Annotated in this window: 16 protein-coding genes; 11 read left to right on the top strand and 5 right to left on the bottom strand. The window is 63.9% G+C overall.

The window, feature by feature from the left end:
• Positions 1-14 precede the first annotated feature (14 nt).
• From IG169_RS10025 to IG169_RS10000, 6 genes are all read left to right on the top strand, one after another.
• Positions 15-326: a PilZ domain-containing protein gene (locus tag IG169_RS10025; RefSeq protein ID WP_343225633.1), complete on the top strand. Its 312-nt coding sequence runs from the start codon at positions 15-17 to the stop codon at positions 324-326.
• 122 nt (positions 327-448) lie between these two features.
• On the top strand, positions 449-2,377 hold the full coding sequence (gene dnaG / locus IG169_RS10020; RefSeq protein WP_193176052.1) for a DNA primase: 1,929 nt from the start codon (positions 449-451) through the stop codon (positions 2,375-2,377).
• A 309-nt stretch (positions 2,378-2,686) separates the two neighbouring features.
• The gene (gene rpoD, locus IG169_RS10015; RefSeq protein WP_193176051.1) at positions 2,687-4,732 is read left to right on the top strand and encodes an RNA polymerase sigma factor RpoD; all 2,046 of its coding nucleotides are present in this window, start codon (positions 2,687-2,689) and stop codon (positions 4,730-4,732) included.
• Between the two features lie 113 nt (positions 4,733-4,845).
• Positions 4,846-5,643, top strand: coding sequence for a DUF930 domain-containing protein (locus tag IG169_RS10010; RefSeq protein WP_193176050.1), 798 nt, complete (start codon positions 4,846-4,848; stop codon positions 5,641-5,643).
• Positions 5,644-5,782: 139 nt separating this feature from the next.
• Entirely contained in the window at positions 5,783-6,016 is a 234-nt protein-coding gene (locus tag IG169_RS10005; RefSeq protein WP_193176049.1) for an RND transporter, read from the top strand.
• A gap of 187 nt (positions 6,017-6,203) precedes the next feature.
• Complete coding sequence (locus tag IG169_RS10000; protein ID WP_193176048.1) at positions 6,204-6,566, top strand: DUF2147 domain-containing protein; 363 nt, start codon at positions 6,204-6,206, stop codon at positions 6,564-6,566.
• 69 nt (positions 6,567-6,635) lie between these two features.
• Here IG169_RS10000 and IG169_RS09995 read toward each other — a convergent pair whose 3' ends face one another.
• Positions 6,636-7,034, bottom strand: a complete 399-nt coding sequence (locus IG169_RS09995; protein ID WP_193176047.1) for a hypothetical protein — start codon at positions 7,032-7,034, stop codon at positions 6,636-6,638.
• A 101-nt stretch (positions 7,035-7,135) separates the two neighbouring features.
• On the opposite strand from IG169_RS09995, the gene IG169_RS09990 reads away from it, so the two are divergent.
• Positions 7,136-7,462, top strand: a complete 327-nt coding sequence (locus IG169_RS09990; RefSeq protein WP_193176046.1) for a winged helix-turn-helix transcriptional regulator — start codon at positions 7,136-7,138, stop codon at positions 7,460-7,462.
• 15 nt (positions 7,463-7,477) lie between these two features.
• Here the strand turns inward: IG169_RS09990 and IG169_RS09985 are convergent, their stop codons facing one another.
• From IG169_RS09985 to IG169_RS09970, 4 genes are all read right to left on the bottom strand, one after another.
• Complete coding sequence (locus tag IG169_RS09985) at positions 7,478-8,107, bottom strand: LysE family translocator (protein ID WP_193176045.1); 630 nt, start codon at positions 8,105-8,107, stop codon at positions 7,478-7,480.
• Positions 8,108-8,233: 126 nt separating this feature from the next.
• On the bottom strand, positions 8,234-8,836 hold the full coding sequence (locus tag IG169_RS09980) for a GNAT family N-acetyltransferase (RefSeq protein WP_193176044.1): 603 nt from the start codon (positions 8,834-8,836) through the stop codon (positions 8,234-8,236).
• Positions 8,837-9,067: 231 nt separating this feature from the next.
• The gene (locus tag IG169_RS09975; RefSeq protein ID WP_193176043.1) at positions 9,068-9,547 is read right to left on the bottom strand and encodes a flavodoxin family protein; all 480 of its coding nucleotides are present in this window, start codon (positions 9,545-9,547) and stop codon (positions 9,068-9,070) included.
• Between the two features lie 22 nt (positions 9,548-9,569).
• The gene (locus IG169_RS09970; protein ID WP_193176042.1) at positions 9,570-10,037 is read right to left on the bottom strand and encodes a GyrI-like domain-containing protein; all 468 of its coding nucleotides are present in this window, start codon (positions 10,035-10,037) and stop codon (positions 9,570-9,572) included.
• Positions 10,038-10,167: 130 nt separating this feature from the next.
• Here IG169_RS09970 and IG169_RS09965 point away from each other — a divergent pair, with 130 nt between their 5' ends.
• From IG169_RS09965 to IG169_RS09950, 4 genes are all read left to right on the top strand, one after another.
• A complete protein-coding gene (locus IG169_RS09965) occupies positions 10,168-10,782 on the top strand; it encodes a GyrI-like domain-containing protein (RefSeq protein ID WP_193176041.1) in 615 nt (204 codons plus the stop codon).
• Positions 10,783-10,862: 80 nt separating this feature from the next.
• On the top strand, positions 10,863-11,474 hold the full coding sequence (locus IG169_RS09960; protein WP_193176040.1) for a LysE family translocator: 612 nt from the start codon (positions 10,863-10,865) through the stop codon (positions 11,472-11,474).
• Positions 11,475-11,476: 2 nt separating this feature from the next.
• On the top strand, positions 11,477-11,899 hold the full coding sequence (locus tag IG169_RS09955; protein WP_193176039.1) for a secondary thiamine-phosphate synthase enzyme YjbQ: 423 nt from the start codon (positions 11,477-11,479) through the stop codon (positions 11,897-11,899).
• 129 nt (positions 11,900-12,028) lie between these two features.
• Positions 12,029-12,688 (top strand): DsbA family protein, encoded by a 660-nt coding sequence (locus tag IG169_RS09950; protein ID WP_193176038.1) that lies wholly within the window; start codon positions 12,029-12,031, stop codon positions 12,686-12,688.
• The last annotated feature ends 64 nt before the right edge of the window (positions 12,689-12,752 follow it).

Here is a 12,752-nt window from a genome sequence, read left to right as displayed (position 1 = left end):
GAAAGAGGTCCGCCGTGAACCTGGCACAGCAGCGAGACCAGCGCACAGCGACGCGTCATGGAACGCGCATGTTCGTGAAGATAAACCATCGCTTCGAGACGGCCGCCGGCATGGTTGTCGACATTTCCGACAATGGCGTCGGTGTCGAGATGCACAACACCTCCAGCTTCAATGCTGGCGATTTCGTCGAGTTGCACAGCGACAAGATCGGCTGCATCAATGGGGTCGTGCGCTGGGTGCGTCCGCGCATGCTCGGCGTCGAGTTCGACCGGACAACGAACAACGCCGCCAAGGTCGCCGCTTTTTTCAAGTTCTTCCACAAGTAGCGCCGTCCGGCTTGCGGGTCTGTGACTTGCCGGCCTGTGAATAGCGAGGACGCGGCAACCGCGTCTTGGCCTTTGCCGCGCGTGACCTGTATAGAGGGGTGAGATTCCCAAAAAGGCCGGCGATGCGCTTTCCGCAATCATTTCTCGACGAGATACGCGACCGCGTTCCGATATCGGACGTGATCGGCAAGCGCGTGTCCTGGGACAAGCGCAAGACCAACGCGCCGCGCGGCGATTACTGGGCCTGCTGCCCCTTCCACGGCGAGAAGACGCCGAGCTTCCACTGCGAGGACAAGAAGGGCCGTTACCACTGTTTCGGCTGCGGCGTGTCGGGAGATCATTTCCGCTTCCTGACCGAACTCGACGGGGTCTCCTTTCCCGAGGCCGTGCAGCAGATCGCCGACATGGCGGGCGTGCCGATGCCGGAGCGCGATCCCGAAGCCGAACGGCGCGAACAGATCCGCGCCACGCTGCACGACGTCATGGAAATGGCGGTCGCCTTTTTCGAGGCGCAGCTGCAGACCTCCGCCGGCGCCAGGGCACGCGCCTATCTGCGCGACCGCGGCCTGTCGGGGCAGACGCAGAAGAAGTTCCGCCTCGGCTACGCGCCCGACAGCCGCAACGCGCTGAAGGAGCATCTGGCGTCGAAGGGCGCCTCGCGCGAACAGATCGAGGCCTGCGGTCTCGTCGTCTTCGGCGACGACATTCCGGTCTCCTTCGACCGCTTCCGCGACCGCATCATGTTCCCGATCGAGGACGCGCGCGGCCGCATCATCGCCTTCGGGGGCAGGGCGCTGTCGCCCGACGTGCCGGCGAAATATCTCAACTCGCCCGAGACCGAGCTCTTCCACAAGGGCAATATTCTCTACAATTTCCGCCGCGCTCGCGAAGCCGTCCGCCAGGCCGGCACGATCGTAGCCGTCGAGGGCTATATGGACGTCATCGCGCTCGACCAGGCCGGCATCGCCAACGCGGTCGCGCCGCTTGGCACCGCGCTGACCGAAAGCCAGCTCGATCTCCTCTGGCGCGTCACGCAGGAGCCGGTGCTCTGCTTTGACGGCGACAAGGCGGGCGTGCGCGCCGCCTGGCGCTCGCTCGATCTCGCCTTGCCGGGGCTGAAACCGGGCCGCTCGGTGCGCTACGCGCTGTTGCCGGAGGGCAAGGACCCCGACGATCTCGTCAAGACCGGCGGGCGCGAGGCCTTCGACGCGATCCTGAAAAGCGCCAAGCCGCTCGCCGACATGCTGTGGTCGCGCGAAACCAGCGGCAAGGTGTTCGAGACGCCGGAACAGCGCGCCCAGCTCGAAAAGACGCTGCGTGAGGCGACCAGCCAGATCCAGGACGAAAGCGTGCGCCGCCACTACGGTCAGGCGATGCGCGATCGCACCAACGCCCAGTTCGGCGCGCCGCACCAGGGCCGGGGCAAGCAGCAAGGGCAGGGTGGCAACCGCTATGGCCGTGGCGGCGGCCGCGGCGGCGCGGCGGGTGGCCGGCTGGCGATCTCGGAAAGCCTGACCCGGTCGCGCCTGTTGAGCACCACTGGCGACGACATGCCGCTGCGCGAGGCGGCGCTGGTCTCGGCAGTGCTGTGCCATCCGGACCTGCTCGCCGACCATTTCGACGATTTCACCGGCCTCGATCTCGATCATGGCGGGCTGGAGCGGCTGCGCAGCGCCATCCTCGAAGCCTGCGCCACCGGGCGCCCGCGCGACCGCGCCGCGCTGCTCGAGCACAAGGCCGTCGCCGCCCAGGCCGCGACCATCGCCACGCTCGACGCGCTCATTCGGCGCACCCGTCTGTGGACGGCGACGGAGGCGGCGGCGCATGACGATGCGCTCGAGGGATTCCGCCAGGCGTTGCGCCTGCACCGCCGCGCCCGCACCCTGCGCCGCGAACTGGGAGCCGCGCAAAATGCCTATGCCAATGACGGCAACGACATGAATTTCGGCCGCCTGGCCGATCTTCGCAAGGAGATCGACGAGACCGAATCGATCGAGGCGCTTGTCGACGGATTCGGGGTTTCCTCGGGCCGTCCGTCGCGTTCTTTCTGATTTTCGGGCAGGTTACGCCCGGTTTTTTACCTGATTCGCTTGCGGGGGTGTTGACGCAGGGGAGAATCACGGGAATCAAGGGCGACCGGGCCAGGCCCCGGAAATATTGTCAGTCAATATAACCGTTTTTACGTGCTTCATGTTGGATTGGCGTGAAGTGCGCCTAAATAGGGGTAATTGGCAATTAACACGCTTCGCCTAAGGCTGGTTCCGGAAATCGCGGGATCGGGAAATAGGCGCTCACCAAATTGGTGGCGCAACTAGGCGGGATCGCGGCCTTGGACCATCGTCGCCGGAGACAAGACTTTCATGGCAACAAAGACAAAAGAAAAGACCGAAGCGGAAAACGCCCCGGAGCAGACCCCGGATGGCCCGCTGCTGGATTTGAGCGCGGACAGCGTCAAGAAGATGCTGCGCCTTGCGAAGAAGCGCGGCTACGTCACGATGGACGAGCTGAACGCCGTGCTTCCTTCCGAGGAAGTGACCTCGGAACAGATCGAGGACACCATGTCCACGCTGTCCGAGATGGGCATCAACGTCGTCGAGGATGACGAGGTCGACAGCGACAACGACAACGAAAACGATACGTCGAGCGACGACGGCGAAGGCTCGACCGAACTCGCCACGACGACAGGCGGCGCCGTCGCGGCGACCGCCAAGAAGAAAGAGCCGACCGACCGCACCGACGACCCCGTGCGCATGTATCTGCGCGAGATGGGCACCGTCGAATTGCTGTCGCGCGAGGGCGAGATCGCCATCGCCAAGCGCATCGAGGCCGGCCGCGAGACGATGATCGCGGGTCTGTGCGAAAGCCCGCTGACCTTCCAGGCGATCATCATCTGGCGCGAGGAACTCAACGAAGGCAACATCCTCCTGCGCGATATCATCGATCTCGAGACGACCTATGCCGGCCCCGAGGCCAAGCAGGCGCCGAAGGTGCCGACGCCCGAGGAGATCGAGCAGGCCAAGAAGGAGCGCGAGGAAAAGGAACGTGCGCTGCGCGCCCCGCGCCGCCACGACGACGACGTCACCAATGTCGGCGGCGAGGGCCAGCCCGAGGAGGAGGACGACGAGGAGGACGAGGTCAACCTGTCGCTCGCCGCAATGGAGGCCGAACTGCGCCCCGCCGTCATGGAGACGCTCGACGCCATCGCCTCGACCTATTCCAAGCTGCGCAAGCTGCAGGATCAGCACGTCGAAAGCTCGCTGTCGGATTCCGATGCCCTGTCGCCGAGCCAGCAGAAACGCCTGAAGCAGCTCAAGGACGAGCTGATCACCGACGTGAAGTCGCTGTCGCTCAACAACCAGCGCATCGAGGCTCTGGTCGAGCAGCTCTATTCGATCAACAAGCGCCTGGTGCAGAACGAGGGCCGCCTGCTGCGTCTCGCCGAAAGCTACGGCGTTTCGCGCGAGGAGTTCCTGCTGCGCTATCACGGCTCCGAGCTCGACCCGAACTGGGTCGACATGGTCTCCGGACTGACGGCGCGCGGCTGGCGCGAATTCGCCAAGGAACTGGCGACCATCGACGAGCTGCGCTCCGAGATCCAGGAACTGTCGACGGAAACCGGCATCTCGATCGCCGAGTTCCGCAAGATCGTCAACCAGGTCCAGAAGGGCGAGCGCGAGGCGCGCATCGCCAAGAAGGAAATGGTCGAGGCCAACCTGCGCCTGGTGATCTCGATCGCCAAGAAATACACCAACCGCGGCCTGCAATTCCTTGATTTGATTCAGGAAGGCAATATCGGCCTGATGAAGGCGGTCGACAAGTTCGAGTATCGCCGCGGCTACAAGTTCTCCACCTATGCGACCTGGTGGATCCGGCAGGCGATCACCCGCTCGATCGCCGACCAGGCCCGCACGATCCGCATTCCGGTGCACATGATCGAGACGATCAACAAGATCGTCCGCACCTCGCGCCAGATGCTGCACGAGATCGGCCGCGAACCGACCCCGGAGGAACTGGCCGAAAAGCTGGCCATGCCGCTGGAAAAGGTCCGCAAGGTCCTCAAGATCGCCAAGGAGCCGATCTCGCTCGAAACGCCGGTCGGCGACGAGGAGGATTCGCATCTCGGCGATTTCATCGAGGACAAGAACGCCATCCTGCCGATCGACGCCGCCATCCAGGCCAACCTGCGCGAGACGACCACCCGCGTTCTGGCCTCGCTGACCCCGCGCGAGGAGCGCGTGCTGCGCATGCGCTTCGGCATCGGCATGAACACCGACCACACGCTGGAAGAAGTCGGCCAGCAGTTCTCGGTTACCAGAGAACGCATCCGCCAGATCGAGGCGAAGGCGCTGCGCAAGCTCAAGCACCCGAGCCGGAGCCGGAAGTTGCGGAGCTTCCTGGATAGCTAGGCGGACACCTTCCTCCACACATTTCAAATCCGGCGGCCGCAACACCGCCGGATTTTTACGTTCTACCGGCAATATGATTTTGTCCGCTCGAACGCCGGTGTAGTGATATCGCGATGCGGCAGATATCCGAGAGGCTGACGGGGGAATTCGATTGGGGCTTTCTTGCCTCGGTCGGCGCCCACGCGCTTTTCGTGACCTTGCTGGTCTTCGGTTTTCCGCTGCCGAACCCCGCGCCCCCGAAAGACCAGGCCGTCAACGTCGAACTGGTGCCGCCGCCTGCGGAAAAGAAGCCGGACAAGCCGGAAGAAAAGCCGGCGGAACAGGCGCCGCCCAAGGCCGACGCCGCTACAGCGGCAAAGCAAGCCAATGCGCCGCCCGTGCCGGTGCTGCGTCCGGTGGTCGAGTTCGGCGAGAAGGACGCGGGGCCGCGGCAAGCCGATGACGGCAATGCATCGACCGCGCCGGAGACGCCGCCCGACAAGCCGGCGCCGCAGCCCGACCGGCCGGACCCCGCAGTGGCGGCGGTCGCGGCGCCGGAGCCGCCGGTCAAGCTGACCGAGGCGAAGAGGCTCTATTCGCAAGGCGCGACCGGCGATATCGTCGCGACGACGGCAATGGCCGGCCTGTCGCGCGGCGAGCGGGCGGGCGAGTTGTGCGCCAGCGAGTTGCGCGAGCAGTTGCGCCATGCCGCACAGCCCTTTTGGCCGGACCTGCTCCCGGCCTACCGGCTGGACAAGGGCACGGTGATGGAGGTGCGCCGCGGCGCCTTCCGGGCCGGCGGGCAATGGTACGATCTTCGGCTTCGTTGCGAAATCGATGCGGATGCCATGCGGGTTGTGTCCTTCGCCTTCGATGTCGGCGCGCCTGTGCCGCGCGGCGAATGGAAGCGACGCGGTTTTCCGGATTCGTGAGTGGCGGCCGGCGGATACCGCCGCGACATATGCGCCCAACGCCATGTTTGGCGGTGGAAATTCAAAAACCCGCGGACGATATGCGCCTGAACGCCGCCGGCTGTACCGGCGGCCATTTCATTTGGAGATCCGCGCCCCTATGGAACAGCTGTCACAGCTTCTCGACCAGATCCCCTGGAGCCTGCTCATCATCGCCTGCCTGACGCTCGGCCTCGCGCCCTTCGTCCCCGAGCCGCATATCTGGGAAAAGCTGAAGATGCTCGCGGCCGGCACGCTGGTACGCCCGCTCGACATCTTCGATTTTCTCCTCCACGCCACGCCCTTCATCCTCGCGGCCCTGAAGCTGGCGATGATGCTGGTCCCGGCAAAATAGGCTGAATCATAGTACCAATGAAACGGTCTAACCCGGCGTTTGCGCCGGGTTTTTCTTTGTCGGGCGGCACGGCGTCCCGGGCGGATTTCCGCCGTGACGCATCGCCACATTCCGATATCGGAATATGAAAGCCTAACCTGCCCAACTCGGGGAGGGCACAAGGCCCCTCCGGAATCGGGAGGAGAGAATGAAATACGCGAAAGTAATCTGCGCGGGGCTCGCCGGCCTCGCTCTCTCGGTCGCGGCCGCTCATGCCGCCGGACCGGAGGGTCTGTGGAAACGCAAGAACGGCGACACCGTTCAGGTGTCGATCAAGGGCGGCAAGCTGTACTGCACGATCACTACCGGTTCCAAGCCCGGCTTCGAGATGTGCCACGGCATGGACGGCTCTGGCAATTCGTGGTCGGGCAAGAAGATGAAGCATCCTTCGATGCCGGGCTTCATGAAATTCAACGGCACGGTTTCTGTTTCCGGCAACTCGTTCAAGATCAAGGGCTGCGCGATCGGCCAAGCCATGTGCGATTCCGAAACCTGGACGCGGTCGAACTGATCGAGCGGGATGCAGCCCGTGATCTGCGGGTGAGCCCGGCCGGCGCTGCAGCCGGCCGGGCCGCAGCGCTCAGGCGGTTTTCGCGGACGGGTTTGCTGGCTGCCTGGGCGTCCACAGCCACAGCAGCACGCCGAAGATCGCCGCGTTCACCATCGGGAAGGCGGCGGTCTCGATGCCGATGACGCCGGTCGCGGCAAAATAAAGGCCGACGGTGAAATCGATCGCCTGCACCAGCACCATGTTGCGGACCCAGAACGGGTCGGGCCGCTCGGCGCGGGCGAGGACCGCCATGCCGATGCCGTAGGCGATGAACCGGGCCGCCAGCATGCCGAGCATGTACTGGTTGTCGACCGGCGGGACGGTCAGCCCCATCCAGGCGAAGAACGCACCCGGCGCGATCAGGGTCAGCGCGCCGAGGACGAGTTGCGACAAGGCAACGATCCAGAGCAGGATTTTCAGTCGGGTCATCGTGAGGTCTCCTTTTGCCGATGATTGCAAAAGGCTAGGCACCGCACTATAAAAAAGGAAGTAGTTACAAAAAGTATAGCTTAAATTTTCCGGAGAAGCGCATGGATATCAATGATTTATGCGATGACGATTGCCCCGTTGCCAGGGCGTCCGGGGTGCTGTCCGGCAAGTGGACGACGCTGATCGTGCGCGATCTCCTGTCAGGCAAGAAGCGCTACAGCGAGTTGCAGCGCTCGCTGGCCGGGATCAGCCCGCGCATGCTGGCGGCGCGGCTTTCCATGCTGGAGCAGGCCGGCCTGATCGCCAAGACCATCTATCCGACCGTACCGCCGAAGACCGAATATGAATTGACCGATGCCGGCCGCCGCATCGAACCCGTCATCGCCGCCATGGCGGAATTCGGAGCCGGTCTCGCGGCGGGGGAGTAGGTTCGTCGTCTGCCCTCAAGCCGCCGGCCGGCGCGCAAACGCCAAGAGCAGCCCGAAGCCGATCATCATCGAGCCGCTGGTCCGGTTGAGCCAGCGCGCCGCCTTCGGGTGCTGCGCATAGGCGCCGAGATGTTTGCCGGCAAACGCATAGGCCGCCACCGCGCACATCTCGAAGGTCAGGAACAGCGCGCCGAGAATGGCGAAGCTCTCCAGATACCGGTCCGGCGCCACGAATTGCGGGAAGAACGCGGTGAAGATCACGATCGCCTTCGGATTGCCGATACCGACCAGGAATTCCTGCCGCGCGAGGCTGGCCAGCGGCCGGTGCGGCATCGCGCCCTCGTTGGCATCCGAAAGCTGCGCATGCGAGCGCACCAGCTTGATGCCGAGCCAGACGAGATAGGCCGCGCCCGCCCATTTCACCACCGAAAAGGCCATCGCCGAGGCGGCGAGAAGCGCGCCGAGCCCGATGCCGGTAATCGCGATCAGGATCGCATAGGCGACGATGCGCCCGAGCGCCGCCGTGGCGGCGATGGCAACGCCCTCGCGCACGCCATTGGTCAGCGCCAGAAGGTTGCTCGGCCCGAACGTCATGTTGAGCGCGAAACAGGCCGGGATGAAGACGAGAAGCGTGTCGAGGCTCATACCGGTTCTCCGCAAGCGATTGCACGAATGGCTATCACGATGCGTTGTAGCGGCCAAGGACACCTGAATCGGATTGCCATCCGATGCGCCTAACCCGTCCAGATCGCAGGGTTTTCCGCAGCCGCGTCAGATGTCCTTCAGCATTAGCAGGATGCGCCCGTCATAATAGGGCTGGCAGGGATGCGAGAGCACCGGCCGGGTCTCGACGACCCGGTAGCCGAGCCGGTCGTAGAGTTTCACGGCATGCGTGTTCTGCTCGAAGACCTGGATGCTCATCCGGTCGATACCCGTTGCGGCCGCCTTGTCCTCTGCCGCCCGCATTAGCGCCGTGCCGAGACCCAAGCCGCGCCGTCCGGGCAGCGCGGCCAGCGCATTGACGTAAAACGTGCCGGCGGAAAGATGCTCGAGTTCGACGAAGGGCCGGACCGGTTCCGGCAGTCCGGCGACCTCTGCACGGTCGGCTGCCGACGGTTCGCCAAGCGGGTAGCCGAGCATCATCGCCGCGACTTCTCCGCCACGGTCGGCGACCAGCGCATTGCGCCAGGAGAATCCGCCGGTTTCGCGCCGGGCGCGTTCCTCGCCGACATCGAGCGGCGTCTGGCGGTCCGCGGCCATCCGCGTCCACATCCAGTTGGGAATGCCTTCGCCGGCAATGTCGATCAGCTTGGCGAGCATTCCGGCATCGCGCGGCGTCGCCGCGCGGATGTGTGCGTGGGATTGTTTGGTCATGTCGTACCTCGTCCTGGCATCGGGTGCCGTGATCCGGCCGCGCCGGTTCTGCCGTGAGGCAAATATGCGCCATCCTCCCGGCCGGGCGCCAGAAGGCGCGTGATCAAGTACGTTTGTGACGAATTCCTGAAGAAAATTCAGCGCCTTGCCGAGAAGGGGAACTTCCGGGCGTCGGCGGCGGACCGGTTTACTGTACCGGCGGTACAGTCGAGAGGTGGGACGACCCGGATCTTACCCCTTGCCCGTGATCGCGCCGACGAATTGCTCCAGGCCTTCCATCCACGCGCCCGTCTTCAGCTCGCGCTCCGTCGCCGAGAAGGTGGCGATTGCCGGCTTGCCGGCGGCATCCGCCATCCGGGCGAGCGTTTTTTGCGCGCCGGAACCGCCCAGCGTCACGAAACAGGCGATGGAATTCAGTTTGTTATTGTGGGCCGCAAGATACGCCCGCATCGGTGTCGACGGCTGCGACGCCCAGACCGGCGAGCCGAGGATGACGAGATCGTAACCGGCCGGATCGTGTTGCGAGGGTTCGATTGTCGGCAGGATGCCGAGAAAGGATTCCCGCCCCGAGCGCCAGTATTCCAGGAAACCGAGCCGGCTGCGTTTCTCCCGGATCGGCTCGAGATCCGCGCCGAGCTTTTCGGCAAGCGCCTTCGCGACCTGCTCGGTGTGGCCGGTACGGCTGTAATAGACGACGAGGAATTTCGGCATGGGAAATGTCCTTCTGGAAAGATCAGGCGAGCGAGACGTAGATCTCGGTGCGCAGTTCTTCTTCCGGCGTCGAGTCGGGGTCGTTGACATAGACCTCCCAGGTCGGCGCACCAAGCGTCAGCCCTTCCTTCTCCAACCACGCCATCAATTCCTGATAACTCTCGGAGAGCTTCGAATAGGGACCGGTATGGACGAAGTTCACGACGCGTCCGGCCGGCGTCGTGTCCGCCTTCACGTCGCCGGACGCTTTTTTCGCATCCTCTGTCGAAACGAAGAAACCGGCGCGAAATGTCACTGTTTGCGGATCGTAGGTGTAATATACAGAAAGCGCCGGACCGGTCAGCGTCAGTCCGTTTGCCTGGATGAACGCCATGGCGTCGCCGTAGGCCTTGCCCATTTCCTCACTGATCGTTGCGGGCTCCATTGCGCATGTGCGTTCGACATAGACATAGGGCTGTTCTGTGACATCGATGCGCCTGAAGTCGGGCATGGGCTTTTTCCTTCCGCTTTACAGCCAATTATAACCTCGACGCATGACGGCTATTTGTCGTTGATCGGCGTCAACGCGAAGGCGCATGGAATGGCCGACGATCGCTCGGTCTCGAAGGGGAGATGCCGGCATGGAAAAGATCGATTTCAAGAAGACGATGAAGGCGCTGTGGCAGCCGCCGGCGGGCAAATTCACCCTTGTCGAGGTGCCGCGCATGCGGTTCCTGAAGATCGACGGCAAGGGCGATCCCAACACCGCGCCGGACTATGCCCGCGCGGTCGAATGGCTTTATTCGGTCAGCTATCCCGTCAAGTTCGCCTCGAAGAAAGACCTCGGCAAGGATTACACCGTCGCACCGCTGGAGGGCCTGTGGTGGGCCGAGGACATGACGGCGTTCGCGAGCGGCGACCGGGCCGAGTGGCTCTGGACCATGATGATCATGCAGCCTGACTGGATCACGCAGGAGATGATCGATGCCGGCATCGAAAAGGCGCGCGGCAAGCTCGGCGATCCGCCGTCAACCCTGCGCCTCGAGGATTACGACGAGGGTCTGTCGGTGCAGACCATGCATATCGGCCCCTACAGCGCAGAGGCGCCGACAATCGCCCGGATGCACAACGATTTTATGCCGGAGAACGGATTGGTGCCGAACGGCCATCACCACGAGATCTATCTGGGCGATCCGCGCAAGGTCGCGCCGGAAAAATTGAAGACGGTACTGCGCCAGCCGGTGAAAAAGGCCTGACCGGGAGAGGTCCGGGAAGAGACCATTGACACGTCGTCTGCGGCGGCTAGCGTTTCGCGACCGAAATGCGAGGAGAGCCGATGTCCCCCGAATTCCTTCTGACCGCCCTGATCGTCGTCATCGCGCCCGGCACCGGCGTCATCTACACGCTTGCCGTCGCGCTGGCGCGCGGACGCCTTGCCAGCGTCGCGGCGGCCTTCGGCTGCACGCTCGGCATCGTGCCGCACATGACGGCGGCGATCCTCGGCGTCGCCGCGATCCTGCATGCAAGCGCGATTGCGTTCCAGACGGTGAAATTCGCCGGCGTTGCTTATCTGCTGTGGCTTGCCTGGCAGACGATCCGCGACCGAGGCGCGCTCAGGGTCGAAGCGGGCGACGAGGCGGGAAGCCTGCCGCGCATCGCCGTCACCGGGACGCTGCTCAATATCCTCAACCCGAAACTGTCGATCTTCTTCCTCGCCTTCCTGCCGCAATTCATCGATCCGGCGGCGGCGCATCCGCTCGCCGAAATGGTGACGCTTTCCGCCGTGTTCATGGCCATGACCTTCGTCGTTTTCGCCGGCTACGGTTTCGCCGCCTCGGCCGTGCGTGCCCGCGTCTTGGGAAGCGCGCGCATCATGGCCTGGATGCGGCGCAGCTTCGCCGCCGCCTTCGTCGCGCTGGGCGCGAAACTGGCGCTGACCGCGCGCTAGGCATGGCGCAGACGGTCCTCACCATCGAGACACGTGGCCAGGGGCTCTACGAGTTCACCGGGGATGTAAACGCTTTTCTGCGCGAGGCGGACGCGGGCGAGGGGCTGCTGACCGTCTTTGTGCGCCATACCTCCTGCTCGCTGCTGATCCAGGAAAACGCCGATCCGGACGTCCAGCGCGACCTGACCGAATTCTTCCGCCGGCTTGTGCCGCCGTCGGACGATCCGTCCATGTGCTGGATCGTCCACACCGCAGAGGGCCCGGACGACATGCCGGCCCATATCAAGGCGGCGCTGACGCAGGTCTCGCTCGGCATTCCGGTGACGGGTGGCCGCGCGGTGCTCGGCACTTGGCAAGGCGTCTATCTCTTCGAGCATCGCGACCGCCCGCACCGGCGCCAGGTGGTGCTGCATCTGGGCGCTTGAGCCAGACGGCGACGCTGTGTTCAACGAAATGTGTAATTCATGCGCCGTTCAGCTAAAACGCGCCATGGTCCTGACAACTTCGCTGACGTATATCGGCGGCGAACCAACCGAATCTGGGGAAAGATCCTGATGGCTAGCATTCTGATGACACGTCGTTCCGCCCTGATGGCCGCAGCAGCAACGCTTGCGGTCGCCATCGGGCCAAACCTTGCGCTGGCGCAGGCAGCGCCCAAATCGGACGGCGAAGTCGATATGGAAAAGCTGCTGCAGCCGGGTACGCTCAAGGACGAGGTGGAAGGCTCCGCGGATGCCCCCATCACGGTCGTTGAATATGCCTCGATGACCTGCCCGCATTGCGCGCATTTCCACGAGACGACGCTTCCGGCGATCACCGAGAAATACATCAAGACCGGCAAGGTCCGTTTCATCTTCCGGGAATTCCCGTTCGATCCGCGCGCCGCGGCGGCCTTCATGCTGGCGCGTTGCGCCCCCGGCGACAAGTATTTCGCGATGGTCGACGTGCTGTTCAAGCAGCAGGCGGCCTGGGCCCATGTGCAGAATGCCCGCGCGCCACTCGAAAACATCGCCAAACTGGCCGGTTTTACACAGGAGAGCTTCGAGGCCTGCTTGACCAACCAGAAGCTTCTGGATGACATCAATGCGGTACGGGAGCGCGCATCGGCGGATTTCGGCGTCAACGCCACCCCGACGTTCTTCATCAACGGAAAGAAATATTCCGGAGCCCTGACTGTTGAACAGATGTCGGCCATTTTCGACGCATTGCTCTGACGGAAAATGCGCGCGCGCTTTCCGCAAGGCGCGCGTTTTTGTTTCCGGCATGACGGGCGGAGGC

Origin of the sequence: Oricola nitratireducens (genome assembly GCF_014904745.1) — a bacterium.
GTDB lineage: Bacteria > Pseudomonadota > Alphaproteobacteria > Rhizobiales > Rhizobiaceae > Oricola > Oricola nitratireducens.
This window is presented reverse-complemented; position numbering and strand designations above follow the sequence as displayed.

What these genes read in the sequence shown, in the direction of transcription:
- dnaG (WP_193176052.1), top strand. Translation starts at nt 449, where the DNA reads ATGCGCTTTCCGCAATCATTTCTCGACGAGATACGCGACCGCGTTCCG.
- rpoD (WP_193176051.1), top strand. Translation starts at nt 2,687, where the DNA reads ATGGCAACAAAGACAAAAGAAAAGACCGAAGCGGAAAACGCCCCGGAG.
- IG169_RS10010 (WP_193176050.1), top strand. Translation starts at nt 4,846, where the DNA reads ATGCGGCAGATATCCGAGAGGCTGACGGGGGAATTCGATTGGGGCTTT.
- IG169_RS10005 (WP_193176049.1), top strand. Translation starts at nt 5,783, where the DNA reads ATGGAACAGCTGTCACAGCTTCTCGACCAGATCCCCTGGAGCCTGCTC.
- IG169_RS10000 (WP_193176048.1), top strand. Translation starts at nt 6,204, where the DNA reads ATGAAATACGCGAAAGTAATCTGCGCGGGGCTCGCCGGCCTCGCTCTC.
- IG169_RS09995 (WP_193176047.1), bottom strand. Translation starts at nt 7,034, where the DNA reads ATGACCCGACTGAAAATCCTGCTCTGGATCGTTGCCTTGTCGCAACTC.
- IG169_RS09990 (WP_193176046.1), top strand. Translation starts at nt 7,136, where the DNA reads ATGGATATCAATGATTTATGCGATGACGATTGCCCCGTTGCCAGGGCG.
- IG169_RS09985 (WP_193176045.1), bottom strand. Translation starts at nt 8,107, where the DNA reads ATGAGCCTCGACACGCTTCTCGTCTTCATCCCGGCCTGTTTCGCGCTC.
- IG169_RS09980 (WP_193176044.1), bottom strand. Translation starts at nt 8,836, where the DNA reads ATGACCAAACAATCCCACGCACACATCCGCGCGGCGACGCCGCGCGAT.
- IG169_RS09975 (WP_193176043.1), bottom strand. Translation starts at nt 9,547, where the DNA reads ATGCCGAAATTCCTCGTCGTCTATTACAGCCGTACCGGCCACACCGAG.
- IG169_RS09970 (WP_193176042.1), bottom strand. Translation starts at nt 10,037, where the DNA reads ATGCCCGACTTCAGGCGCATCGATGTCACAGAACAGCCCTATGTCTAT.
- IG169_RS09965 (WP_193176041.1), top strand. Translation starts at nt 10,168, where the DNA reads ATGGAAAAGATCGATTTCAAGAAGACGATGAAGGCGCTGTGGCAGCCG.
- IG169_RS09960 (WP_193176040.1), top strand. Translation starts at nt 10,863, where the DNA reads ATGTCCCCCGAATTCCTTCTGACCGCCCTGATCGTCGTCATCGCGCCC.
- IG169_RS09955 (WP_193176039.1), top strand. Translation starts at nt 11,477, where the DNA reads ATGGCGCAGACGGTCCTCACCATCGAGACACGTGGCCAGGGGCTCTAC.
- IG169_RS09950 (WP_193176038.1), top strand. Translation starts at nt 12,029, where the DNA reads ATGGCTAGCATTCTGATGACACGTCGTTCCGCCCTGATGGCCGCAGCA.